Source organism: Microtetraspora sp. NBRC 13810, assembly GCF_030268685.1.
In the GTDB taxonomy this organism is placed as follows: domain Bacteria; phylum Actinomycetota; class Actinomycetes; order Streptosporangiales; family Streptosporangiaceae; genus BSRQ01.
Genome location: NZ_BSRQ01000001.1, coordinates 473,153 through 496,045, shown reverse-complemented (window position 1 = coordinate 496,045; position 22,893 = coordinate 473,153). Strand labels below are relative to the sequence as shown.

The following is a 22,893-nucleotide window of genomic DNA, read 5'->3' as shown; positions in this document are numbered from 1 at the left end:
CGACGATGCTCAAGCCGAAGGGCAGGTCCCGGCGCCGGACACCGATGCAGATCATGCGCGGTGTCCGGCGCAGGGCGCGCCGCGCGGCGGGAAAGGCCCGCCGCGTCTGGCGGCGTTCGCTGCAGCTGAGGGTGGTGACCAGCACGCTGGTCATCTCCGTGGCAGTGGTCGCCGTCCTCGGCTTCTTCCTGGTCCAGCAGATCACCACGACCGTGGTGCAGGGCCGTACGGCCTCGGCCGAGAGCGACGCGCTCGCCGACCGCGCCACCATCGTCGCCCAGCTCAACCAGAGCCTGGACGAGGTCAGCAAGCAGCCCATCCCCGGCCTCGACCCGGCCCAGACCGCGCTCAACTCGCCCATCGACCGGGCCGCCGCCGTGCTCGCCAACCGCGCAGGGGAGTCCGGCCGGTACAACGTGATCATCAGGAACGCCGCCGCGCCCGGCGAATACCGCGCCACCAACGAGATCCAGCCGCGCAGCATCCCGGCCGACCTGCACCGCGTCGTCAGCCAGGGCGAGCTGAACGAGACCTTCAGCCGTCCCGCGGAGCTCTACTACTACGGCAGGACCAGCCCCGAGCCGGGCATCGCCATCGGCGTCCGGGTGGAGAACGGCTACGAGATCTACCACTTCTTCCCGCTGACCGAGGAGGAGGCGACCCTCTCCTCGGTCCGCCAGACCCTCGTCGTGGTCGGCGTCGGCCTGGTCGCCCTGCTCGCCGCCATCGCCTCCCTGGTCACCCGGCAGGTCGTCACCCCCGTACGGCTGGCCCGCCAGGCGGCCGAGCGGCTGGCCGCCGGGCGGCTGGAGGAACGGCTCAAGGTGCGCGGCGAGGACGACCTGGCCCGGCTGGCCACCTCCTTCAACGAGATGGCCGCCAACCTCGCGGTCAAGATCCACCAGTTGGAGGAGCTGTCGCAGGTGCAGCGCCAGTTCGTCTCCGACGTCTCGCACGAGCTGCGCACCCCGCTCACCACCGTGCGGATGGCGGCCGACCTCCTGTACGAGGCGCGGGAGGACTACGACGCGTCCTCGGCGCGCGCGGCCGAGCTGATGCAGAACCAGCTCGAACGCTTCGAGTCGATGCTCACCGACCTGCTGGAGATCAGCCGCTACGACGCGGGGGCGGCCACCCTGGACATCGACTCGGTGGACATGCGTGACGTGGTGCTGCGCGCCGTCGCCGACTCCGAGGCGCTCGGCGAGAAGCAGGGCATCCGCTTCGACCTGCGGCTGCCCGGCGAGCCGTGCATGGCCGACATCGACAGCCGCCGGGTCGAGCGCATCCTGCGCAACCTGCTCTTCAACGCGATCGAACACGGCGAGGGCAAGGACATCACGGTCATCGTCGGCGGCGACCGGGACGCGGTGGCCGTCGCCGTACGGGACCACGGGGTGGGGCTGCGCCAGGGCGAGGAGAACCTCGTCTTCGACCGGTTCTGGCGGGCGGATCCCTCGCGGGCCAGGACCATCGGCGGCACCGGCCTCGGGCTGGCGATCTCCCGGGAGGACGCGTTGCTGCACGGCGGCTGGCTACAGGCGTGGGGTCTGCCCGGCGAGGGGTCGCAGTTCCGGCTGTCGCTGCCCCGGCTCGCCGGTACCGAACTGCGCGGCTCGCCGCTGCCGCTGGTCCCGCCGGAGATCGAGATGCGGCGCACCTGGCGCGGGCACGTGACCCCCGCCCTGTCACCGCCGGTGCCGGAGAGCGTGCTGGACGGAGGGGCGTCGTGAGAGCCAGGAACCTCGGCGCCGCCGGAATCGCGCTCGCCCTCGCCTGGAGCGGCGCCGCGTGCGCGGTGATCCCCACCCAGGGCAGCCCGGTGCCGGTCGGCGCGGCCGTCCAGGGAGACCCGCTGCGCAAGCCCTACGTCCGGGTGATCGCCATGCCGCCGCGCCCGGAGTGGCGGCCCGAGCAGGTCGTCACCGGCTTCCTCGCGGCGATGGCGAGCGTCGACGACCCGCGGTGGAGCGTCGCCAGGCAGTACCTCACGCCGGACGCCGGTCACCTCTGGCGCCCGGAGGCCGGCGTGACGGTCTACGAAGGCCAGTTGCCCGACGCGATCACGGTCACCCCGGACGCCAAGGAGATCACCGTGCCGCTCAAGGGCACCGTGATCGGCACCATCGACACGACCGGCAAATACCATGCCACGTCGGCGCCGGACGGGCAGCCGCTGGACCAGCCGTTCAAACTGGTCAAAGGCCCGCAGGGCTGGCGTATCACCGAGTTTCCCGACGGCCTGCTGCTGAACGCGGACGACATCCGGCGCAGCTACCGCGCGGTGAAGCTCTACTACCTGGACAACCAGCAGAAGGGCCTGGTCGTCGACGAGGTGCGGATCCGGGTGGACCCCTCCACCGACTTCGCGGAGAGCATCGTCAACCGGCTGCTCGACGGCGCCACCACCGGGCTGAAGGACGCCGTGCACAACGCGGTGCCCGCCGGCACCACCCTGCACCGGGTCAGCACCGACGACGACAAGATCATTGTAGACCTAAACGAGGCGGCCACCAACGCGATCTCCACCGGTCCCGGCGGCGGCAGCGTGGCCGCGATGGCGGCGCAGATCGGGTGGACGCTCGACCAGCTCACCGAGCGCTGGGACATCGAGATCCGGGTCAACGGCGAGCCCTTCTACCCCGACGGCGGCACGCTGGAGGTGGGCTACAACACCTACCGCGCCTTCGACCCCTGGCTCGTCCCCGGCAAGACGCCCGCTTACTACCTCAAGGGCGGCACGCTCCAGATGCTGCACGAGGACGACGAACACGTCGCCGCGGTCCCGGTGCCCGCCTCCACCGACCGGCTCGGCGACGACTACGACGACTTCGCGCTGTCCGGCCTGGGCCCCTACAAGCTGGCCGCGCTGCACAAGGACCACAAGGTGATCTCGGTGGCCCCGCTGGTCCAGGGCGCCCAGTGGCAGCAGACGATCGCCGGCACCTCGCTGCTCCGGCCCTGCTGGGATCGCTACGACAACCTGTGGACCGTCGACAAGCTCGGCGAGCACTCCTCGCGCGTCCTGCGCTACGACGGCAAGCAGGTCGTCCAGGTCTCGGCGCCCAGCCTGGAGGGGGTCGACGTGCGCGAGCTGCGGGTCGCCCGCGACGGCGTGCGGGTCGCGGCGGTGGTGGACGGCGAGCACGGCACCCAGGTGCTCGTCGGCACCGTCGTGGTCAAGGGCAGCGAGGTGCGGATCAGCAACTTCCAGCCCTTCGTCACGGCGGGCGACGGTGAGATCAAGGACATCGCCTGGCGCGACGCCACCACCCTCCTCGTGCTGACCGGCGGCAGGGCCGGCCAGGAGGTACGCGCCGTGTCCGTCACCGACGGCACCTCCGAGTCCTTCAAGGCCGACGCCCGCATCACGTCCATCACCGCGCTGGGCGACAGCATCCTCGCCGGCGCCGAGGACGCCGCCGACGGCAAGCGCGAGGTCCTCCGCTGGGAGGCCGCCAAGAGCGCCTGGGTCGCCGCCGCCAAGGACGACGCCACCTACCCCCTCCTCCCCCTCGGCTGACCTCCTCCTGCTCGGTCGGCTGACCTCCCCGTCCGCTTCGGCTGACCACCTCTGCCCTCCCCGTCCGCTTCGGCTGACCTCCCACCTGCCCGCTCGGCTGACCACCTCTGCCCGCTCGGCCGACCTCCCTTCCTGCCCGCGCGGCGGGATTGTCGGTGCGGGGTGGCAGGGTCGGGGGCGTGATGGGGGACGTGCTCGATCTGTTGTTGCCGCCCCGGTGCGCGGGGTGCGGCGGGGCGGGCGCCGTGCTGTGCGCGGCCTGCGCGGCGGAGCTGGCCGGCGGTCCGCGCCGCCGGATGCCGGTGCCCGTGCCGCCCGGCCTGCCCGACTGCTGGTCCGCCGCGCCGTACGAGGGCGCTGCCCGGCGGGCGATCATCGCCTACAAGGAGCGCGGCCGTACGGCTCTCGCCCGGCCGCTGGCCCACTCGCTGGCGGCGACCCTGGCCGCCTCCCTGACCCCGTCCTTGGGTGCCTCCCTCGCCGCCTCCCGCGACGGCCGGGGGGCCCGGCCGCCGCGCCGGGAGGTCGTGGTGGTGCCGGTGCCCGGCTCGCCCGGGGGGCGACGGCGGCGCGGGCACGACCCGGTGGGCAGGATCGCCGCGCTCGCGGTGCGGCGGCTGCGGGCGGAGGGCTGGCCGGTGACCCTGCTGGCCGCCGTGGAGCACCGGCGGCGGGTGGCCGACCAGGCGGGCCTCAGCTCCTCCGAGCGGGCCGCCAACCTGTCGGCGGCCTATCGGATCAAGAAACCGGCGGGCGTCGCCCTGCGGGCGTTGTGCGCCCGCTCCTGCACGGTCGCGCTCGTGGACGACGTCGTGACCACCGGCGCGACCCTCGCCGAGACCGCCAGGGTCCTGCGCGAGGCCGGAGCCCACGTCCCCGTGGCGATCACCCTCGCCGCCACCCCCCGGCGACACGCCCGGGCGTCCGAAAAGCGGGGGGATCACTTAGCGTGAGGGGCGATCCGGGCGGTGATCCGCTCACCTCGGGGTCATATCTTGCTACCTGCCCTCGTCCGCGATGCTGTTCAAGGGATGTGAGATCTCCTCGCATAACGGACGTGTCTCGGGCGATGTGAAGATCGACCCTCCGATGGCCTCCACATTCCGTCACGGTAAGTGATCATTTGACTGATGGCCCGGCTGACATTCCGCCGGGATACGGATAGCGTTCGACACATGGCACCCGTTCGGGTCCGTGGTTGCGCAGAGCCGGTGGCCCCGGCTCCGCTAGCCGATGCCAGCCGCAGGCAAAACGGTCCACGTAAGGCGACTTTTCGTCGTTCGATCACGGTGCGGCTTAGAAGTAAGTCCTGCCTTCCCGGGAGGTCAGATACCTCCCGTCAGAGGAGAAGGGCAGTAGTGGCAAAGAGCTGCGAGACCCTCAGCAGGCGGATGTGGGGACGAAGACCAGGTCGGCCGGACGGGTGCCATCAAGATTCCCTGGTGCAAAACAGCCGGATTCTGGGAACTGCGTCTGTTGACGCGCACGGAGGTGAACGGAAGGAGACACCCGCTTGTCCACGAAGAGATGCCGGGGCGACGGATGGCCCCGCATCGTGAGCCCGGCACACCCGTCGGGCGCTCAACCACCGCAGTCGAAAGGCGAAGGGGGGCTGTTGCATGGAGATCATTGTCAAAGGGCGGCACACCGGGGTGAGTGACCGATTCCGAGACCACGTGACGACCAAGCTGGCCAAGATCGAGCGTCTGGACAACAAGCTCATTCGTGTGGATGTGGAGGTGTCGAAAGAGCGCAACCCGCGGCTGGCCGACCAGCGTGAGCGGGTGGAGCTCACCATCCGCTCCCGTGGCCCCGCGATCCGCGCGGAGGCCTCCGCGGACGACAGGTTCGCGGCCCTCGACGTCGCCCTGGGCAAGCTGGAAGGCCGTCTGCGCCGGATCAGCGACCGGCGCAAGTTCCACCACGGCAACCACTGCCCGCCCTCCGTCGCCGAGATGACCGCCCCGGCGGCGGAACCGCTCGGGATGCAGATCCCGGCGCCCCAGGAGGCTCCCCGGCCCGCCGAGCCGGTCGTCGAGGAGGCGCCGCAGGCGACGGGAACTTACGACGACGAACCCATCGTTCCCATTGAGATGGACGGCGACGGCCCTCTGGTGGTGAGGGAGAAGTTCCACGACGCCGACCCGATGACCATCGACCAGGCACTCCTGGAGATGGAGCTCGTAGGGCATGACTTCTACCTGTTCCGCGACAAAGAGTGCGGCAGGTGCAGTGTCGTCTACCGACGGCGTGGTTACAACTACGGGGTGTTGCGGCTGGTCGAGCCCTAGCCATCGAGTATGAAGATCCTCTCGACCAACCCGAAGACCGCGTAACCCGTGTAATCATGGCGGTCCAGAGGCTCTGGGGCCCCCACGAGGAGGTGGCGTGACGGAACCCGACGAGGCGGTTCGCCCGGCAGGGCAGGGCGAGCCGATCCGCGTGCTGATCGTCGACGATCACGCGTTGATCCGCCGCAGCTTGGAGCTGGCACTGGCCGCGGAGGCGGACATCGAGGTGGTCGGCGAGGCGAGCGACGGCCAGGAGGCGGTCGAGCTGGCCGACCGGTTGCTGCCCGACGTCGTGCTGATGGACGTGCGGATGCCCCGGCTGAGCGGCATCGAGGCCACCAGGGGCATCAAGGCGTCGGTGCCGAGCACCCGGATCGTCATGCTGACCGTGAGCGACGAGGAGGAGGACCTCTTCGAAGCGATCAAGGCGGGTGCCACCGGATACCTGCTCAAGGACGTCCAGCTCGACGAGGTCCCCGACGCGGTGCGCGGAGTCCACGAGGGCCAGTCTCTGATCAACCCGGCGATGGCCGCCAAGCTCATCAGCGAGTTCCAGACCATGAGCCGCAAGGAGGCCGAGCGCCCGCCTCAGCTCCCGGTGCCGCGCCTGACCGAGCGGGAGATGGAGGTCCTCCGGCTGGTCGCCAAGGGGATGAACAACCGGGAGATCGCCAAGCAGCTCTTCATCTCCGAGAACACGGTGAAGAACCACGTCCGCAACATCCTGGACAAGCTCCAGCTGCACTCCCGCATGGAGGCCGTGGTCTACGCCGTGCGCGAGCGCATGCTGGAGATCACCTGACCTTCAGCCGTCTGCCGGTCCGGGCGTACCCGTGACCGGCGGACGGCTCTGGGCCTGCGCTGGCGGGCGTCCGGGGCGCTAGCGGGCGTCCGGGGCCTGCCGGACGGCCGCGCGGATCGCGTCACCCGCCCCGGCCGGGTCCACCACCTCGACGCGGACGTCGTCGCAGCCCACCCAGGCCGCCGCCGACCACAGCGCCTCGCGCACGGCCTCGATGTCCCGCGGCCCGCCGCCGCCCGGCTCCAGGCTCAGCCGCCGGGCCACCAGGGTCGAGCCCTCCCGCGCCGGGTCGACCCGGCCGATGAGCCGCCCCCCGGCCAGCAGCGGCATCGTGAAGTAACCGTGCACCCGCTTCTCCTTCGGCACGTAGGCCTCCAGCCGGTGGTTGAGGCCGAAGACGCGCAGCGTGCGGGCGCGGTCCCAGATCAGGGAGTCGAAGGGCGAGAGCAGCGTGGTGCGGTGCCGGCCCCGGGGCGCGCTCTCCAGCGCGGCGGGATCGGCCCACGCGTTGGCCGCCCCGGCGTCGCCCGCCGCGCCCCGCCGTACGGCGGGCCAGCCGGCGACGTGCACCGGGACCAGGCCGCTCGCGCCACCGGCGAGGGCCTCGTCCAGCAGGGCGGCGTGCTCGCCCTTGACCCGGATGAAGTCGGCCAGGTCGGCGCGGTTCGCCACGCCCAGGGCACGGCCCGCCATCCCGGTCAGCCGGGCGATGCACTCGGCGTCGGAGAGCTCCTCGGCGAGCAGGTCCGCGGGCACGGCGCGCTCGGCCAGGTCGTAGACCCGGCGCCAGCCGACCCGGCGGGAGCAGACCACCTCGCCGAGGTCGAGCAGCCACTCCACGGCGATCTTCACGTCCGACCAGTCCCACCAGGGGCCGCCGTTCTTCGCCCCGCCGAGGTCGGTGGCGGTGAGCGGGCCGCTGTCGCGGACCTGCTCCAGCACCTTGTCCAGGGTGGGCGGCACGTCGTGCCAGCGGCGGCGGCGCAGTCGGACGGCCCGGCGGCGGAACTCGTAGAGCGGCCAGTCGGCCATCGGCAGGATGCACGCCGCGTGGCACCAGTATTCGAACGCGTCGCCGTCCCAGTAAGCCCGCTCCACCTTGCCCCTGCCCACGGCGCCGAGCCGGGAGTAGGCGACCAGTTCGTGCGAACGGGCCAGCACCGAGATCGTGTCGAGTTGCACCGCGCCCAGCCTGCGCAGCATGGCGGGAACCCCGCCGCGCCGGGCGTCGGCCCCCAGGAAGCCCTGCGCCCGCAGGATCAGTCGGCGGGCCTCGTCGGGGGTCAGGGTCGTCACCATGGGGGCGATGCTAACCCGCGTCACCGACGAAAACCGAATGCCGGTGTCCTCGGGGGCCGGCCGAACCCGGGTAAATGTCGCGTCAGGTACGGTCCACCAAGTCGTGTGGCCGGCCCTCTTCGTCGAACATCACCCGGGGCGTGTCGACGACGACGTCCGAGAAGACGTCGAAGACCAGCGCGAGCACGCCGCCGAGCACGAAGATCCCCGCGCCCAGCCAGAACGCGAACCAGTGCGGACCCAGGCACAATGCCACGCCGCCCACCGTGAAGCCGAGCAACATCACCGTGACCGCCAGCCACGACGACGCCCGGCCGCTGTGGCCCGACTGCCGCCCGAACGTCTTGGGCCGCGAACCGAGCTCGCCCTCGACGAGTTCGCCGCCCTCTTCCTGTTGTGGCCTCTGAGAGTCGATCTCGGCCATCGTCCCTTCTCTCCTTGCCGTCGCCAGCAGTGCGATAGGCACCGACATACCCCAAGGGAGAGGACATACCCATCCAAGGAACTCCCCGGGGAACTCCACACACGGTCACACCGTTCTTGACGGTGGCTGTGTCTGGTGGTGGAAGCGCCTACGATGGCACCGGGGAAGTATGTCTCGTCAGCCCGGCCGGGGTCGACCTGCGAGGAGCTTTACATAAAGTGGCTGCCATTCTCGACAAGATCCTTCGCGCAGGCGAAGGCAAAATCCTGCGTAGGCTCAAGCGGATCGCTGACCAGGTCAACGACATTGAGAGCGACTTCACGAGCATGTCCGACGAGGAGCTGCGCGCTCTGACGGACGAGTACCGTCAGCGGCACGCCGGCGGCGAGTCGCTGGACGACCTACTCCCCGAGGCGTTCGCCACGGTTCGCGAGGCCGCCCGCCGGGTGCTCGGCCAGCGGCACTTCGACGTCCAGATCATGGGCGGCGCCGCGCTGCACATGGGCAACATCGCCGAGATGCGCACCGGTGAGGGCAAGACCCTGACGTGTACGCTGCCCGCCTATCTCAACGCCATCGCGAGCAAGGGCGTGCACGTCGTCACCGTCAACGACTACCTCGCCAGGCGCGACGCCGAGACGATGGGCCGCGTGCACCGCTTCCTCGGCCTCGAGGTCGGCGTGATCCTGGCCAACATGCCGCCGGACGAGCGCCGCAAGCAGTACAACGCCGACATCACCTACGGCACGAACAACGAGTTCGGCTTCGACTACCTGCGCGACAACATGGCCTGGTCGCTGGAGGAGTGCGTCCAGCGCGGCCACTTCTTCGCCGTCGTCGACGAGGTCGACTCGATCCTCATCGACGAGGCCCGCACGCCGCTGATCATCTCCGGCCCGGGCGAGCAGTCCGGCAAGTGGTACCAGGAGTTCGCCAAGATCGTGCCCCGGCTGCGCCGCGGCACCGAGGGCAAGGACGGCCAGGAGCAGTCCGGCGACTACGTCGTGGACGAGAAGAAGCGCACGGTCGGCATCTTCGAGTCCGGCGTCGAGAAGGTCGAGGACTGGCTCGGCATCGACAACCTGTACAAGCCGGAGCACACCCACCTGGTCGGCTTCCTCAACAACGCGTTGAAGGCCAAGGAGCTCTACAAGAAGGACAAGGACTACATCGTCGTCGAGGGCGAGGTCCTGATCGTCGACGAGTTCACCGGTCGAGTCCTGCACGGCCGCCGCTACAACGAGGGCATGCACCAGGCCATCGAGGCGAAGGAAGGCGTGAAGATCAAGGACGAGAACCAGACTCTCGCCACCGTCACGCTGCAGAACTACTTCCGTCTCTACGACCGGCTCTCCGGCATGACCGGTACCGCCGCCACCGAGGCCAACGAGTTCCACCAGACCTACAAGCTCGGCGTCGTCCCGATCCCGACCAACAAGCCGATGGTCCGCAAGGACCAGGCCGACGTGGTCTACAAGTCCGAGGACGCGAAGTTCAACGCGGTCGTCGAGGACATCAAGGAGCGGTACGAGCTGGGCCAGCCGGTCCTCGTCGGAACCACCTCCGTGGAGAAGTCCGAGCGGCTGTCCCGGCTCCTCCGGCACCGCGGCGTCAAGCACGAGGTGCTCAACGCGAAGAACCACGCGCGTGAGGCGGCGATCGTGGCCGAGGCCGGCCGCAAGAGCGCGGTGACCGTCGCGACCAACATGGCCGGTCGAGGCACCGACATCATGCTGGGCGGCAACCCCGAGTTCCGGGCCGACCTGGAGCTGCGCCAGCGCGGTCTCGACCCGGTGGACACCCCGGAGGAGTACGAGAAGGCCTGGCCGGAGGCGCTGGAGAAGGCGAAGGCCGTGGTCAAGACCGAGCACGAGGAGGTCACCTCCCTCGGCGGCCTCTACGTCCTCGGCACCGAGCGCCACGAGTCGCGCCGCATCGACAACCAGCTCCGCGGTCGTTCCGGCCGTCAGGGCGACCCGGGTGAGTCCCGGTTCTACCTGTCCCTCGAAGACGATCTCATGCGGCTGTTCAACTCCGCCCGCGTCGAGATGCTGATGACCCGGCTCAACATCCCGGACGACGTGCCGATCGAGTCCGGCATGGTCTCCAAGGCCATCGCCAGCGCCCAGCACCAGGTCGAGCAGCAGAACTTCGAGATCCGGAAGAACGTCCTCAAGTACGACGAGGTCATGAACCGCCAGCGCAAGGTGATCTACGCCGAGCGCCGCCGGGTCCTTGAGGGAGCCGACCTGCGCGAGCAGATCCGCGGCTTCATCGGCGACGTCGTCGACGAGTACGTCGCGGGCGCCACCGGCGAGGGCTTCGCCGAGGAGTGGGACCTCGAGAAGCTGTGGAAGGCGTTCGGCCAGCTCTACCCCATCTCGCTCACGGTCGACCAGGTCGTCGAGGAGGAGGGCGGCGGCAACCGCGAGGAGCTCACCGCCGACCGGCTCAACGAGCGGATCAAGGCCGACGCCCTGGCCGGCTACGACGGCCGCGAGGAGGAGCTCGGCGCGGAGACCATGCGCGAGCTTGAGCGCCGGGTCGTCCTGTCGGTCCTCGACCGCAAGTGGCGCGAGCACCTCTACGAGATGGACTACCTCCAGGAGGGCATCGGCCTGCGCGCGATGGCCCAGCGCGACCCGCTGATCGAGTACCAGCGGGAGGGCTTCGACATGTTCGCCGCGATGCTCGACGGCATCAAGGAGGAGTCGGTCGGTTATCTGTTCAACCTCCAGGTCGAGGTGCAGACCAACCCGATCGTCGAAGAGTCCGACGCGTCCGAGGACGTCAGCATCGCCGAGACCCGGTCGATCATCGCCCGCGGCCTGCGCGGCCCGCAGCGGCCCACCGAGCTGGAGTACACCGCGCCGGGCGAGTCCGGCGAGGTGGAGCACCACCGGGTGAGCACCGCCGAGGAGCGCGCCGCCTACGGCGACGTCAACCGCAACTCCCCGTGCCCCTGCGGCTCGGGCAAGAAGTTCAAGCGCTGCCACGGCGACCCGAAGAACACCGAGGTCTGACCGCACCCGCCGCTCGCACCGGCCCCCGGGCATCGCCCGGGGGCCGTTCGCGTCTCAAAGGCGACTGCTCACGGGGGCCTTCCGGCAAGACGGCACCCGGCGGGCTCGGGGAGGGGGTTCAGAGGGCGTCTGGAGGGTTGCCAGGGGGAAGTTGTCAGGGGGTTGTCTCGAAGTCGGTGCAGAGCCACTGGACGCCTCGGCGCTCCAGGCGCAGGGCGAGCACCCTGCGGCGGCGGGCGCAGTGGACGAGCAGGCACATCTCGATCGCGTCCGGCGTCGGCATGGAGATGTGCGGGCGGGAGGCGAACGGCGGCCCGTCGGCGTCGATGATGCGGCCGGCCCGGCGCAGCTCCGCGTAGGCGCGGGCGGTGGCGTGCGCGGCGACCGTGGCCGCGGGCCGCCGCCCGGCGAGCACCTCCGCGAACGCCTGCCCCAGCGCCCGCAGCCGCCGCTCGCCGGGCGTGCGCACCGGCCGTACCCGGCCCGGCCGCGGGAGGTCCGCCTCCTCACAGGCGAGGGCCAGCGTGCCCTGTACGTAAGGCGGCGCCGAGGCTGGGCCCGCGGCCGGGCGCTCGTCGTCGTACGGCGGGTCGGCGGTGAGGGCGGCGCCGAACCGGGGGAGGGGGACCGATCGCAGATGGCGGGGCATGGGGCGACTCCCAGAGGGGTGCGGGAACCTGACGTGCGCTGACATGGACAGGAGGTTCCGGGCCCGCCACCGGATACCCGGCCCACCAGCTTCTTCCGCCGCCGCGCCGTTTCGCGGACCTAAGCGAAGAAGATCCCCCCAAGCTGGATCGGCCGCCCGCCACCCCGAAAGCCGATCCGGATGTCACGGAAGAGCCACAGGCCCCGCCCGGAACCACCCTGCCGCCCGTGCGGCCGTTGGGCTGGGGGCTAGGGGGGCGGGGGGGAGGGGCGGGCGGGTTCGCCTGCGTCGAGGTCGGGCTCGGGTTCCCTGCCCGGGGTCATGATGTTCAGTTTCCTGATCAGGAAGCTGAAGAGCACGTAGTAGACCACGGCGTAGATCACACCTAGGCCCATGATGAGCCAGAAGTGGTGGGTGTTGGACTTGCCGTAGTTGAGCACCGCGTCGATGAGCCCGGCGGAGAAGCCGAAGCCGAGCCTGCCGTCCAGGGCCGAGGTGACCGCCATGGCGACCCCGGTGAGCAGCGCGTGCACGACGAAGAGCACCGGGGCGACGAAGATGAAGGCGAACTCGATCGGCTCGGTGATGCCGGTGACGAAGGAGATCAGCGCGGCCGAGAGCATGATCCCGCCGACGGCGGCCCTCCGGTGGGCGGGCGCGGCCTGCCACATGGCCAGCGCGGCGGCGGGCAGTCCGAACATGAACACCGGGAAGAACCCGGCCATGAACTCCCCGGCCCCCTGCTGACCGGCGAAGTAGCAGTTGAGGTCCCCGGCCGCGGTCACCCCGCCGACCTTGCACTCGGGGATGGTGAACCACACGATCGAGTTGACGAAGTGGTGCAGCCCGAGCGGCACGAGCAGCCGGTTGACCACGCCGTAGATGCCGGTGCCGATCGTCGTGTAGGAGGCGAGCCAGTCGCCGAAGCCGCGTACGGCCTCGCCGACCGGGGGCCACACGAGGCCGAAGACGACGCCGAGGACGAGGCCGGCGAGCGCCGTGACGATCGGCACGAAGCGCCGCCCGCCGAAGAACGCCAGCCAGGCGGGCAGCTTGATCCGGTGGTAGCGCTGCCACAGCAGGGCGGTGACCAGGCCGATGAGGATGCCGCCGAGCACCCGGGTGGGGTTGGCGGAGGCGAGGTTCACGGTCTCGGTCAGCCGGCCGTCGGGCCCGAGCACCTGCTGGGAGACCTGGGAGCGCAGGTTGGAGTTGAAGAACATCAGGTGGGTGACCCGGTCCCAGACGAGGTACCCGATGACGGCGGCCAGCGCGGTCGAGCCGTCCGACTTGCGGGCGAACCCGATCGCCACGCCCACCGCGAAGAGCAGCGGGAGCGCGTCGAAGAGCGCGCCTCCCGCGCCGCCGATGACGGCCGCGACCTCGTCCAGGGTGGGGTTGGCGGTGCGCCCGAGCAGGTCGTCCTGGCCCAGCCGGAGCAGCAGGGCGGCGGCGGGCAGGGCCGCGATGGGGAGCATGAGCGAGCGGCCGATCCGGGAGAGCACGGCCATGACCGACGACTGGCGGGAGGGAGCCGCGGGGAGGCCCGCGTCCGCCGAACTGGAACTCATCGGGCGTTCCTCCAGGTCAATGAGGAGTCAGTTCCGTCGTTGCGGTGTCTCCAGGACCGTACGGAGCTGGTAGCGGTCGGCGCGGTAGGTCGAGACGCCGAGTTCGGCGCACACGCCCCCGGCGAAGGAACGCCGCTGCAGCAGCAGCACGGCTCCACCACGTGGCAGTTTCAGCAGGTCGGCGTCGCCCGGGTCGGCGATGCCGCCGTCGATCGTGAGCTCTCCCGCGTCCAGTACCAGACCGTAGTCCGATTCGAGCAGGCCGTACAGCGAACGGTCGGTGAGGTCGCGGTCGATGAGGTCGGGGGCGAGGGAGACGGGGATGTGGGCCCGCTCGATGCACAGCGGCTCCCCGTCCGCGGTGCGCAGCCGCTCGATGAAGTGCACCTCGTCGCCGGGACGGATGCCCAGCTCGCGGGCGAGGTGCGCGCTGGCGCGCATGATCCGCCGGTCGAGGTCGCGGGAGCCCGGCCGCAGCCCGCGCGCCCGCATGTCGTCGCTGAACGATGTGAGCCGCAGCGCCATCTCGATCTTGGGACGGGCGACGAAGGTCCCCTTGCCCGCCACCCGGTGCAGCCGGCCCTCGGAGACCAGGTGGTCCACGGCCTGCCGTACGGTCATACGGGAGAGGCCGAACTGCTGGCAGAGGTCGCGCTCGGACGGGATGGCCGCGCCGATGGGCAGCTCGTTGCTCTCCATCAGGTCGAGCAGGATCTCGCGGAGCTGGAAGTACTTGGGCACCGGGCTGTCCGGATCGATGTGCGCCACGGATCCTCCCCCCTCGATCTGGTTTAAAAGCATGGGCTATGGTTCGTACTGGTCTAGTCCGGACTAGACCACATGCCGGAAAAGAGTGTCAACTTGGGGTCGGTCGCACGTCGGGTTCGCCGTGGGACCGAAGGATGGGGCGGAAGATGACCACGAACATGCGCAGCGAGATCGGCGACCAGCCGGCGGCGCTACGGGCCACGCTGGACGCGCTGCTGCCGCGCGTGGACGAGGTCGCCGCGCTGGCCGGCCGTACCCGGCAGCTCCTCTTCATCGCGCGCGGCACCTCCGACAACGCCGCGGTCTACGGGCGCTACCTGATCGAGGCGCACGCCGGCCGGCTGGCCACGCTGGCCGCGCCCTCGATCGCCACGACCTACCGCCGCAAGCTGGACCTCGACGGGGTGCTCGCGGTGGCGCTGTCCCAGTCCGGGCGCACCGAGGAGATCGTGGAGACCCTCGCCTGGGCGGCCGACTGCGGCGCGAAGACGGTGGCGATCACCAACGGCGGCCCGGAGAGCCCGCTCGCCCAGGCCGCCGACCTCGCCCTGTGCACCGAGGCCGGCGAGGAGAAGGCGGTGCCGGCCACCAAGACCTACACCACCCAGCTCGCCGCGCTCGCCGTCCTCGCCCTCGGCCACGGCGCCGACGTGGACCCCGCCGACCTGGCCAGGGTGCCGGACGCGGTGGAGAAGCTGATCGAGAACCCGGGCGACCTGGACGCGATCGTGGAAGCCCTGGCCGACAAGCAGGGCGTCGTCGTGTCCGGCCGGGGCCTGGCGTTCTCGACCGCGCTGGAGACCGCGATCAAGCTCAAGGAGGCGTGCTACCTGCACGCGATGGGCCTGTCCTACGCCGACCTGCTGCACGGCCCGATCGCCGTGGTGGACGAGGACACCCCGGCCATCCTGATCGCGGCCGGCGACGGTCCCACGCTGCCCGGCACGATCGCGCTGGCCGAGCGGGTCACCGGCGCGGGCGCGGCGGCGTACGGCGTGGGCGGCGGAGCCGGGCTGGCGGCGGCCTCGACCGCGTCCCTCAACGGCCCGGACCTGCCCGAGTGGGTGGCCCCCCTCGGCCTGATCGTGCCCGGCCAGTTGCTCACCGAGGCTCTCGCCCGCAGGCTGGGGATCGACCCCGACGCGCCGCGCGGCCTGAACAAGGTCACCCAGACCGACTAGCCGCCGGTCGTCTAGCCTGGTCACCGACAGAGACGACGGGAGTACGACATGGCGGCAGACGCTGACGCGATCATCGCCGGACTCGGCGGCGCCGACAACATCATCGAGATCGAGCCGTGCATCACCCGCCTGCGTACCGAAGTGCACGACGCCTCCAAGGTCGACCAGACCGCGCTCAGGGCCGCCGGCGTGCACGGGGTCATGGCCGCCGGCAACATCGTCCAGGTCGTGGTGGGGCCGCAGGCCGACACGATCGCCAGCGACATCGAGGACATCATCGGCTGAGCGCCCTCCGGCCGAGCGGCGGCACACCGGAGAGGGTGTCATGACGGCGAAGCGAGCATGACCATGAGCACGACCGTTCTCGCCCCCGTGGCGGGCCGCGCGCTCGTTCTCGCGCAGGTGCCGGACCCGGTGTTCTCCGCGGGCATGGTGGGGCCCGGCCTCGCCGTGGACCCCGAGCGCGGCGCCGCCGAGGCGGTCGCCCCGATCGACGGGCAGATCGTGAAACTGCACGCGCACGCGTTCATCGTCGCGGGCGCCGGCGGCCGGGGCGTCCTCGTCCACCTGGGCATCGACACCGTGCAGCTCAAGGGGACCGGGTTCCGGCTGCTGGCCCGCGAGGGCGACCTGGTCTCGGCGGGCCGGCCGATCGTGGCCTGGAATCCCGCCGACATCGAGGCGGCCGGCCGCTCGCCGGTCTGCCCGGTGATCGCGCTCGACGCCGCCGCGGAGGCGGTCGCGGCCCTCGCCCTCGGCCCGGTCAGGGCCGGGGACGAGCTGTTCAGGTGGGAGTGATATGACTCCCCAGATGAAGGCGGCACTCTTCGACCTCGACGGCACTCTGATCGACACCGAGCGACGCAGCCTGGCCATGTGGTCTCTGCTGCTCGACAACCACGGGATCGACCACGACATGGCGCTGCTGCGCGGATTCGTGGGCAGGCGCGGGCGCGACGTCCTGGCCGAGAAGGCCGCGTTGTTCCCCGGCAAGGGCATCGACGAGCTCTTCGCGGAGGTCCTCACCTACCGCGACCACCCGGACCTGCCGGAGATCGTGCCGGTGCCCGGCGCGGCGGAGCTGGTCCGCAGGGTCGCCGGGTTCGGCTCGCCGATCGCCGTGGTCACCTCCGCGATGCGCTGGTGGGCCGAGGAGCGCCTGGCCGACGTGGGCGTGCGGGACCTGGTACGGACCATGGTCACCGCGGAGGACGTGACGGCGGGCAAGCCGCACCCGGAGGGCTTCCTGCTGGGCGCCGAACGGCTGGGCGCCGCGCCCGCCGACTGCGTCGCCTTCGAGGACTCGGTGGCGGGGATCGCCGCCGCCAAGGCGGCGGGCATGGCCTGCGTCGCCGTGGCCACCACCCACCCCGACGAGGATCTCGCCGGGGCGGACCTCGTGGTGGCCGACCTGACCGGGATCGACTGGCCACTACCGCTTTTCTGAACAACCAAGGAGGAACCGTGGCAGAACGCAGGGTAACCGTCCAGGCGGAAGTCGGCCTGCACGCCCGTCCGGCGGCTACGTTCGTGCAGACCGCCGCGAAGGCGGGCATCGACGTCACCCTGGCCAAGGTGGGCGGACAGCCGGTGAACGCCAAGAGCATCCTGTCCGTCCTCGCCCTGGACGTCCGGCAGGGGGAGAACGTCGTGATCAGCGCGGAGGGCGACGGCGCGGAGGAGCTGGTCGAGACGCTGGCGGCGATTGCGTCGGCGCCGTGACCGGCCAGGGACCCGTGCGGGGCGTGCTCACCGGCGTCGGGGTCAGCCCCGGCGTCGGCCTGGGGCCCGTCCACCTGCTGGCGCACGAGATCCCCGAGCCGCCCGCGGGCTCCCGGCACGGCGGCGACGCCGCCGCCGAGCGGGCCCGCGCCCTGGAGGCGCTGGAACACGTCGCGATCGACCTGGAGGCGCGCGGCGCCAAGGCCGGCGGCGAGGCGCAGGACGTGCTGGAGGCCCAGGCCATGATGGCCAGGGACCCCGGCCTGGCCGACGGGATCGGCGAGCTGGTCGCCGACGGCGTCGCCGCCGAGCGCGCCGTGTACGAGTCCTTCGGCAGGTTCCGCGAACTGCTGGCCGGGGCCGGCGGCTACCTCGCGGCCCGGGTCGCCGACCTGGACGACATCAGGGACCGCACGATCGCGCTGCTCAGCGGACTGCCCATGCCGGGCGTGCCCACCGACGCGGCCGAGCCCTTCGTGCTGATCGCCCGCGACCTCGCCCCGGCCGACACGGCGGTGCTCTCCCGCGACGTGGTCGCCGCCTTCGTGACCGAGGAGGGCGGCCCGACCAGCCACACCGCCATCCTCGCCCGCGCGCTCGGCGTGCCCGCGGTGGTGGCCTGCTCGGGCGTCACCGCCGTCGCGGCCGGCACCCGCGTGCTCGTCGACGGCGCCTCGGGGTCGGTACGGCTGTCGCCGTCGGAGGAGGAGGTCGCCGTCGCGCGCAACGCCGCCGCGGCCAGGGCGGCGCTGCTGTCGGCCGCCACCGGCCCCGGCATGACCGCAGACGGCCACCTCGTGCCGCTGCTCGCCAACATCGGCGGCCCCGGCGACCTCGCCGCCGCGGTCGCCAACGGCGCCGAGGGCGTCGGCCTCTACCGCACCGAGTTCCTGTTCCTGGACCGGGCCACCCCGCCGAGCGCGCAGGAGCAGGAGGACGCCTACCGGACGGTCCTTGACGCCTTCCCCGGCGGCCGGGTGGTCGTCCGCACCCTGGACGCCGGCGCCGACAAGCCGCTGGCCTTCCTGCCGCCGCCCGGCGAGGAGCCCAACGCCGCCCTCGGCGAGCGCGGGCTGCGCCTGTTCCGGGTGCACCCCGAGGTGATGGACGCCCAGCTCGGCGCACTGGCCAGGGCCGCGGCCGGCTCGCGGGCCAAGCTCCAGGTGATGGCCCCCATGGTCGCCACCAGGGCCGAGGCGGAGTGGTTCGCCGAGGCGTGCCGCACGGCGGGGCTGCCGGAGGCCGGAATCATGATCGAGATCCCGGCCGCCGCGCTGCGCGCCGCCGACCTCGCCCAGGTCGTCGACTTCTTCTCCATCGGCACCAACGACCTCGCGCAGTACGCCTTCGCCGCCGACCGCCAGCTCGGCGCGCTGGCCGGGCTGCAGGATCCGTGGCAGCCCGCGCTGCTCGACCTGGTCCACGCCGCCGCGTCCGCCGCCAGGGCGGGTGGCAAGACGTGCGGCGTGTGCGGTGAGGCGGCGGCCGATCCGGTGCTCGCCTGCGTGCTGGTCGGGCTGGGGGTGTCCTCGCTGTCGATGGGGGCGCCCGCGCTGCCCGCCGTACGGGCGACGCTGGCCAGGCACTCGCAGGAGCAGTGCCACCTCGCGGCGCAGGCCGCCCGGGGGGCGGCCACCGCGGAGGAGGCGCGGGCCGCGGCCCGCGCGCACCTGCCCGGCCTCGCGGACCTGTCGCTGTGAGGGCGGAGTGGTCGCTGTGAGGGCGGAGTGGTCGCTGTGAGGGCGGAGCGGTCCGTCGCCGTGCGGGCGGAGCGGTCCGGAGAGCGGATAGCGTGGGCGCATGGTTCGATGGCATCGCATGGCGGGCGGAGTCGTGGCCGTCGGCTTGCTCGCGGGTTGCGCGAGCGCCGGCCGGGAGACGGGCGGGGCCACGGAGCGTCCCGCTCCCGGCCCGGTGACCACCCCGCAGGCCACCCCGAGCGAGGCGGTGAGCACTGACGTGACGCCCACTCCGGCCGCCTCCGCCGCTTCGCCGGTGGAGGCCGCCCTGCAGCGGATGTCCGTGGAGGACAAGGTCGGCCAGCTCTTCATGCCCGTCCTGTACGGCCCCGCGGCCGACACCTCCAGCCGGGAGAACGAAGCCCGTTACGGCGTCGGCACCGCGGCCAAGATGATCGAGAAGTTCCGTCCCGGCGGAGTGATCCTCTTCCCGTGGGCGGACAACGTGAAGAGCGTCCGGCAGATCGTCGCCCTGACCAACGGGTTGCAGGAGGCGTCCCCCGACGTGCCCCTGCTGATCGGCACCGACCAGGAGAACGGCCGGGTCTCCCGGCTGGCGCCGCTGGTCACCGAGCTGCCCGGCGCCGCGGACATCGGCTCGACCGGCGACCCCGAGCTGGCCCGCAAGGCGGCCGAGGTGACCGGCAAGGAGCTGCGCGCGCTCGGCGTCAACGTGGACTTCGCGCCGGTCGCCGACGTCAACATCGACCCGGACAACCCGGTGATCGGCCCCCGGGCCTACGGCGACGATCCGAAGAAGGTCGCCAAGATGGTCGCGGCGGCCGTCCAGGGGTTCCACGACGCGGGGATCGCGGCCACCGCCAAGCACTTCCCCGGACACGGCGACACCAACGTGGACAGCCACACCGGGCTGCCGGTGATCGACCACTCCCGGTCGCAGTGGTCCAAGCTGGACGCCCCGCCGTTCAGGGCGGCGATCGACGCCGGGGTGGACGCGGTCATGAGCGCCCACCTGGTGATGCCGAAGCTGGACGCCTCGGGCGATCCGGCGTCGCTGTCCAACAAGATCCTCACCGGTCTGCTCCGCGAGCGGCTGGGCTTCGACGGCGTGGTGTCCACCGACGCGCTGGACATGGGCGGCGCGCGGACCAAGTACGGCGACGGCGAGGTCGCGGTGCGAGCCGTTCTCGCCGGGGCCGACATCCTGCTGATGCCGCCGGACTTCCCCGAGGCGCGGTCGGCGCTCCTCGACGCGGTCGGGTCGGGCCGCATCTCCGCCGACCGGCTCGACGAGTCCGTCCGCCGCATCCTCGCCCTCAAGGCCGCCCGCGACCTGCTCGACGAGGCCCCGGTGGCCGACCCCGACGAGGCCGAGCGGCTGATCGGCTCGGCCGCGCACCGCAAGGTCGCCGCGCACATCGCGGATCGCATCAGGAGCTGACCTCCCGGCCGGCGGGCCGTCCGGCGACCGCCCACCGGCCGCGGCGCGGCCACCGGCGCGGCTATCGGTGGCGCGGTGTCCGGTGCTGGGGCCCGGTGGTGCGGAAAGTGTCCGGTGTGCCTAACCTTGACCGGGAATCGGCGTCTGGGAGGGCGAATGTTCAAGGGCGTGCTGATCGACTGGGGCGGGGTACTCACGACCGGGCTGGCCGAGGCGATCGACGAATGGATCGAGGCCGACCGCATCGACGCGTCCCACTATCGCGACGTGATGCGCGAGCTCGTCCTGCACGCCTACGAGGGCGCCCAGGACGGGGAGAACCCGATCCACGCCCTGGAGCGCGGCGAGATCGAGACTCTCGTCTTCGAACGCGACCTGGCGGCCCGGCTGGTGACCCTGGACGGCGTGCCCCCGGCGGCGGAAGGGCTGCTCACCCGGATGTTCGCCGGCTTCCGGCGGATCGAGCCGATGTACGACATGCTGCGCGCCATGCGGGCCGAGGGGGTGCGCACCTGCCTGCTGTCCAACTCGTGGGGCAACGAGTACCCCCGTGAGGGCTGGGACGAGACGTTCGACGCGATCGTGATCTCGGGCGAGATCGGGATGCGCAAGCCCGAGCCGCGGATCTTCGAGCACGCCCTCGGGGTCCTCGGCGTGGAAGGGCGGCAGTGCGTCTTCGTCGACGACATCGAGGCCAACATCGTGGCGGCCGGGACCCTCGGCATCACCGGGGTGCACCACCGGGACCACGCGGTGACGATCCCGCACCTGGAGAGCCTCTTCGGCTTCCCGCTGCGCACGCCCTGACCTCCGGCGAGGCGGAGCGCCACCTTTGACCGGGCGGCCGGCGGTGGAGAACAGCCTTGGCCGCCGGTGTGCTCTGCACGCGGACCGCCCCGGAGGATCTTGTTGCGTCCCCCATCCCGGCCTCGATACAATCCTTGCCAAATACCATTTCCTGAATTTACAGGGTGGTGTCGACTGCTGACTTGCGACGGGAAATCGACCCGATGGCATACGATGCGATACAAGCAGACTACGAAGGCCGGAACGCCTCTGGGCGCCGCTACCTGACAGTAGCGCAGGAGAACGAGGATTTCATCCCCGGAATGCATCCCAGCCTGAATGACGCGCTTCCGGTCTCCCACGAGGAGATAACCGGCCCTTATCTGGAGTTGCAGAGCGCGATGCTGGAGGCGTACGGGAGCCAGACAGCGGAACTGAGGTTCGTCGGTGCGGGCCAGTTGATCTCCGGCCAGAATTATCGCGAGGTCGAAGACGCCAGTCGCGCGGCGAGCGCGAAACTGAATCGAGACATCGATGACTGATCAGCTGCTCGCCCTCGGTTACGCGTTCACCGAGGACGAGCAGATGCAGCGCGTCAACGCCGACCGCAACGTGGGCGCATGGCGGGATCTCGCTCTCCATCAGACGCGGGTCGGCGCGGACGTCGCGAGCGCCCACCGCCTCGGCGGTGTCAATTATGGGGCGGACGTCGACGCCTTGCGCATGCGGGCGACCGGCGAGGGAGGCGTGCTGTCCCAGCCTGGACACCTTGCCCAGGTGAGCCACGCCTCGGCGGCCGTCGTGCGATCCATCGAAGCCGGCCACAACTACATAAAGACACTCAAGGACAATATTGCCCTTGTCGCCGGCGCGATGATCGGTGCCGGCCTCGCCGTCACTTTCAGGGCGCGTCTGTGGCGATTGATGAAGAGCGCCGGTAGCGCACTCCGTAGCTTCATGAGCAAGTTCGGAAGCATACTGAGATCCCTGACGGCGAAGATACTGAAGCGCTATTCACTTTCTTACAACATGAAGAAGGCCGATCACTGGATCGGTAGGGCCGAGCGGACCTTGGAGAGCCGCAGGACGCTCCTGGCCGACCTCAGGGGCCGCCTCGAAGAAATCCACACGAACGTCAAGAACGCAGCTCAGAAGGATTATCTGGCGGGAAAGATCACCGCCGAGCAGCGCGACCTCTACATGAACTCGGAAAGTCTGTACACGTCCCTTCGATACCCCGAGCTCTACATAGACGAGAGGGCGAGGATAAGCGCGGTCGCCAAGGAGTTGAAAGACCTGAAAAATTCCCTGGGGCGACCACTGGGCAGGCGGGACCGGGAACTGGACGTAGCCGGTGAGCATGTCGGGGAGATGCTTCGGCTCAGGATGCGCAGAAATATTTCTTCCGAAACGGATGAAGAAGTAAGCCAACTGTTCGAGCGGGCGCAGCGCCTTCACAACTGGAAAGGCGGCGAACTTTACGCGGCCGACCGTGAGCTGCGCCGTCTCCTGGATGAAGTTTATTTGCTGTGACGCCCGAGTGTGGTGAAGTGACGACCTCGATGCGGTCAGGATCCGTCATAGGGCGATGGCGTCCGCACCGCACGAAGCCTTGAAATCGCCGGCGAACGACGATTCCGGGGCGATGGTGAAGTCCCTCGACTCCATGGCCATCGTGCCCGGCGGGGCGCCGGTGCTGGCAGACTCTTGCGG

General features: G+C 70.9%; 21 protein-coding genes. 16 read left to right on the top strand and 5 right to left on the bottom strand.

Annotated elements, in window-relative coordinates; all coding sequences use genetic code 11:
* Nucleotides 1-5 precede the first annotated feature (5 nt).
* The 5 genes from mtrB (at nucleotide 6) to QSK26_RS02235 (ending at nucleotide 6,616) form a co-directional block, all read left to right on the top strand.
* Nucleotides 6-1,733, top strand: coding sequence for an MtrAB system histidine kinase MtrB (gene mtrB / locus QSK26_RS02255; RefSeq protein WP_285773227.1), 1,728 nt, complete (start codon nucleotides 6-8; stop codon nucleotides 1,731-1,733).
* A complete protein-coding gene (locus tag QSK26_RS02250) occupies nucleotides 1,730-3,523 on the top strand; it encodes an LpqB family beta-propeller domain-containing protein (RefSeq protein WP_285773226.1) in 1,794 nt (597 codons plus the stop codon). The genes mtrB and QSK26_RS02250 overlap by 4 nt, the downstream gene beginning before the upstream one ends.
* A gap of 182 nt (nucleotides 3,524-3,705) precedes the next feature.
* Nucleotides 3,706-4,476, top strand: coding sequence for a ComF family protein (locus QSK26_RS02245; RefSeq protein WP_285773527.1), 771 nt, complete (start codon nucleotides 3,706-3,708; stop codon nucleotides 4,474-4,476).
* 666 nt (nucleotides 4,477-5,142) lie between these two features.
* Nucleotides 5,143-5,814, top strand: coding sequence for a ribosome hibernation-promoting factor, HPF/YfiA family (gene hpf / locus QSK26_RS02240; protein WP_285773225.1), 672 nt, complete (start codon nucleotides 5,143-5,145; stop codon nucleotides 5,812-5,814).
* A 97-nt stretch (nucleotides 5,815-5,911) separates the two neighbouring features.
* Nucleotides 5,912-6,616, top strand: coding sequence for a response regulator (locus tag QSK26_RS02235; RefSeq protein ID WP_285773224.1), 705 nt, complete (start codon nucleotides 5,912-5,914; stop codon nucleotides 6,614-6,616).
* Between the two features lie 78 nt (nucleotides 6,617-6,694).
* On the opposite strand, the gene QSK26_RS02230 is transcribed toward QSK26_RS02235, so the two are convergent.
* Both QSK26_RS02230 and QSK26_RS02225 read right to left on the bottom strand, forming a co-directional pair.
* A complete protein-coding gene (locus QSK26_RS02230) occupies nucleotides 6,695-7,915 on the bottom strand; it encodes a winged helix-turn-helix domain-containing protein (RefSeq protein ID WP_285773223.1) in 1,221 nt (406 codons plus the stop codon).
* A gap of 82 nt (nucleotides 7,916-7,997) precedes the next feature.
* A complete protein-coding gene (locus tag QSK26_RS02225) occupies nucleotides 7,998-8,339 on the bottom strand; it encodes an HGxxPAAW family protein (RefSeq protein ID WP_285773222.1) in 342 nt (113 codons plus the stop codon).
* 218 nt (nucleotides 8,340-8,557) lie between these two features.
* On the opposite strand from QSK26_RS02225, the gene secA reads away from it, so the two are divergent.
* A complete protein-coding gene (gene secA / locus QSK26_RS02220) occupies nucleotides 8,558-11,362 on the top strand; it encodes a preprotein translocase subunit SecA (RefSeq protein WP_285773221.1) in 2,805 nt (934 codons plus the stop codon).
* A 154-nt stretch (nucleotides 11,363-11,516) separates the two neighbouring features.
* Here secA and QSK26_RS02215 read toward each other — a convergent pair whose 3' ends face one another.
* The 3 genes from QSK26_RS02215 to QSK26_RS02205 all read right to left on the bottom strand — a co-directional run bounded on the left by QSK26_RS02215 (nucleotide 11,517) and on the right by QSK26_RS02205 (nucleotide 14,350).
* Nucleotides 11,517-12,011, bottom strand: coding sequence for an Rv3235 family protein (locus tag QSK26_RS02215; protein WP_285773220.1), 495 nt, complete (start codon nucleotides 12,009-12,011; stop codon nucleotides 11,517-11,519).
* A gap of 248 nt (nucleotides 12,012-12,259) precedes the next feature.
* Complete coding sequence (locus QSK26_RS02210) at nucleotides 12,260-13,582, bottom strand: PTS transporter subunit EIIC (RefSeq protein WP_285773219.1); 1,323 nt, start codon at nucleotides 13,580-13,582, stop codon at nucleotides 12,260-12,262.
* A 27-nt stretch (nucleotides 13,583-13,609) separates the two neighbouring features.
* Nucleotides 13,610-14,350 (bottom strand): GntR family transcriptional regulator, encoded by a 741-nt coding sequence (locus QSK26_RS02205; RefSeq protein ID WP_285773218.1) that lies wholly within the window; start codon nucleotides 14,348-14,350, stop codon nucleotides 13,610-13,612.
* A 146-nt stretch (nucleotides 14,351-14,496) separates the two neighbouring features.
* Here QSK26_RS02205 and QSK26_RS02200 point away from each other — a divergent pair, with 146 nt between their 5' ends.
* From QSK26_RS02200 to QSK26_RS02155, 10 genes are all read left to right on the top strand, one after another.
* A complete protein-coding gene (locus QSK26_RS02200; protein WP_285773217.1) occupies nucleotides 14,497-15,531 on the top strand; it encodes an SIS domain-containing protein in 1,035 nt (344 codons plus the stop codon).
* Between the two features lie 48 nt (nucleotides 15,532-15,579).
* Nucleotides 15,580-15,816 (top strand): PTS sugar transporter subunit IIB, encoded by a 237-nt coding sequence (locus QSK26_RS02195; protein ID WP_285773216.1) that lies wholly within the window; start codon nucleotides 15,580-15,582, stop codon nucleotides 15,814-15,816.
* 63 nt (nucleotides 15,817-15,879) lie between these two features.
* A complete protein-coding gene (locus tag QSK26_RS02190) occupies nucleotides 15,880-16,329 on the top strand; it encodes a PTS sugar transporter subunit IIA (protein ID WP_285773215.1) in 450 nt (149 codons plus the stop codon).
* Between the two features lies 1 nt (nucleotide 16,330).
* Nucleotides 16,331-16,978: an HAD family hydrolase gene (locus QSK26_RS02185; RefSeq protein WP_285773214.1), complete on the top strand. Its 648-nt coding sequence runs from the start codon at nucleotides 16,331-16,333 to the stop codon at nucleotides 16,976-16,978.
* A 17-nt stretch (nucleotides 16,979-16,995) separates the two neighbouring features.
* The gene (locus QSK26_RS02180) at nucleotides 16,996-17,253 is read left to right on the top strand and encodes an HPr family phosphocarrier protein (RefSeq protein WP_285773213.1); all 258 of its coding nucleotides are present in this window, start codon (nucleotides 16,996-16,998) and stop codon (nucleotides 17,251-17,253) included.
* Entirely contained in the window at nucleotides 17,250-18,953 is a 1,704-nt protein-coding gene (ptsP, locus tag QSK26_RS02175; RefSeq protein ID WP_285773212.1) for a phosphoenolpyruvate--protein phosphotransferase, read from the top strand. The genes QSK26_RS02180 and ptsP overlap by 4 nt, the downstream gene beginning before the upstream one ends.
* A gap of 100 nt (nucleotides 18,954-19,053) precedes the next feature.
* Nucleotides 19,054-20,394 (top strand): glycoside hydrolase family 3 protein, encoded by a 1,341-nt coding sequence (locus tag QSK26_RS02170; protein ID WP_285773211.1) that lies wholly within the window; start codon nucleotides 19,054-19,056, stop codon nucleotides 20,392-20,394.
* A 156-nt stretch (nucleotides 20,395-20,550) separates the two neighbouring features.
* On the top strand, nucleotides 20,551-21,201 hold the full coding sequence (locus QSK26_RS02165; protein ID WP_285773210.1) for an HAD family hydrolase: 651 nt from the start codon (nucleotides 20,551-20,553) through the stop codon (nucleotides 21,199-21,201).
* Nucleotides 21,202-21,383: 182 nt separating this feature from the next.
* Nucleotides 21,384-21,722 (top strand): hypothetical protein, encoded by a 339-nt coding sequence (locus QSK26_RS02160; protein WP_285773209.1) that lies wholly within the window; start codon nucleotides 21,384-21,386, stop codon nucleotides 21,720-21,722.
* The gene (locus QSK26_RS02155; RefSeq protein ID WP_285773208.1) at nucleotides 21,715-22,713 is read left to right on the top strand and encodes a hypothetical protein; all 999 of its coding nucleotides are present in this window, start codon (nucleotides 21,715-21,717) and stop codon (nucleotides 22,711-22,713) included. Before QSK26_RS02160 ends, QSK26_RS02155 begins: the two co-directional genes overlap by 8 nt.
* Nucleotides 22,714-22,893 lie beyond the last annotated feature (180 nt).

Bases quoted from the DNA above. Each gene is read 5' to 3' on its own strand.
- mtrB (WP_285773227.1), top strand. From the start codon at position 6: ATGCTCAAGCCGAAGGGCAGGTCCCGGCGCCGGACACCGATGCAGATC.
- QSK26_RS02245 (WP_285773527.1), top strand. From the start codon at position 3,706: ATGGGGGACGTGCTCGATCTGTTGTTGCCGCCCCGGTGCGCGGGGTGC.
- hpf (WP_285773225.1), top strand. From the start codon at position 5,143: ATGGAGATCATTGTCAAAGGGCGGCACACCGGGGTGAGTGACCGATTC.
- QSK26_RS02230 (WP_285773223.1), bottom strand. From the start codon at position 7,915: ATGGTGACGACCCTGACCCCCGACGAGGCCCGCCGACTGATCCTGCGG.
- QSK26_RS02225 (WP_285773222.1), bottom strand. From the start codon at position 8,339: ATGGCCGAGATCGACTCTCAGAGGCCACAACAGGAAGAGGGCGGCGAA.
- QSK26_RS02215 (WP_285773220.1), bottom strand. From the start codon at position 12,011: ATGCCCCGCCATCTGCGATCGGTCCCCCTCCCCCGGTTCGGCGCCGCC.
- QSK26_RS02210 (WP_285773219.1), bottom strand. From the start codon at position 13,582: ATGAGTTCCAGTTCGGCGGACGCGGGCCTCCCCGCGGCTCCCTCCCGC.
- QSK26_RS02200 (WP_285773217.1), top strand. From the start codon at position 14,497: ATGACCACGAACATGCGCAGCGAGATCGGCGACCAGCCGGCGGCGCTA.
- QSK26_RS02195 (WP_285773216.1), top strand. From the start codon at position 15,580: ATGGCGGCAGACGCTGACGCGATCATCGCCGGACTCGGCGGCGCCGAC.
- QSK26_RS02190 (WP_285773215.1), top strand. From the start codon at position 15,880: ATGAGCACGACCGTTCTCGCCCCCGTGGCGGGCCGCGCGCTCGTTCTC.
- QSK26_RS02185 (WP_285773214.1), top strand. From the start codon at position 16,331: ATGACTCCCCAGATGAAGGCGGCACTCTTCGACCTCGACGGCACTCTG.
- QSK26_RS02170 (WP_285773211.1), top strand. From the start codon at position 19,054: ATGGTTCGATGGCATCGCATGGCGGGCGGAGTCGTGGCCGTCGGCTTG.
- QSK26_RS02165 (WP_285773210.1), top strand. From the start codon at position 20,551: ATGTTCAAGGGCGTGCTGATCGACTGGGGCGGGGTACTCACGACCGGG.
- QSK26_RS02155 (WP_285773208.1), top strand. From the start codon at position 21,715: ATGACTGATCAGCTGCTCGCCCTCGGTTACGCGTTCACCGAGGACGAG.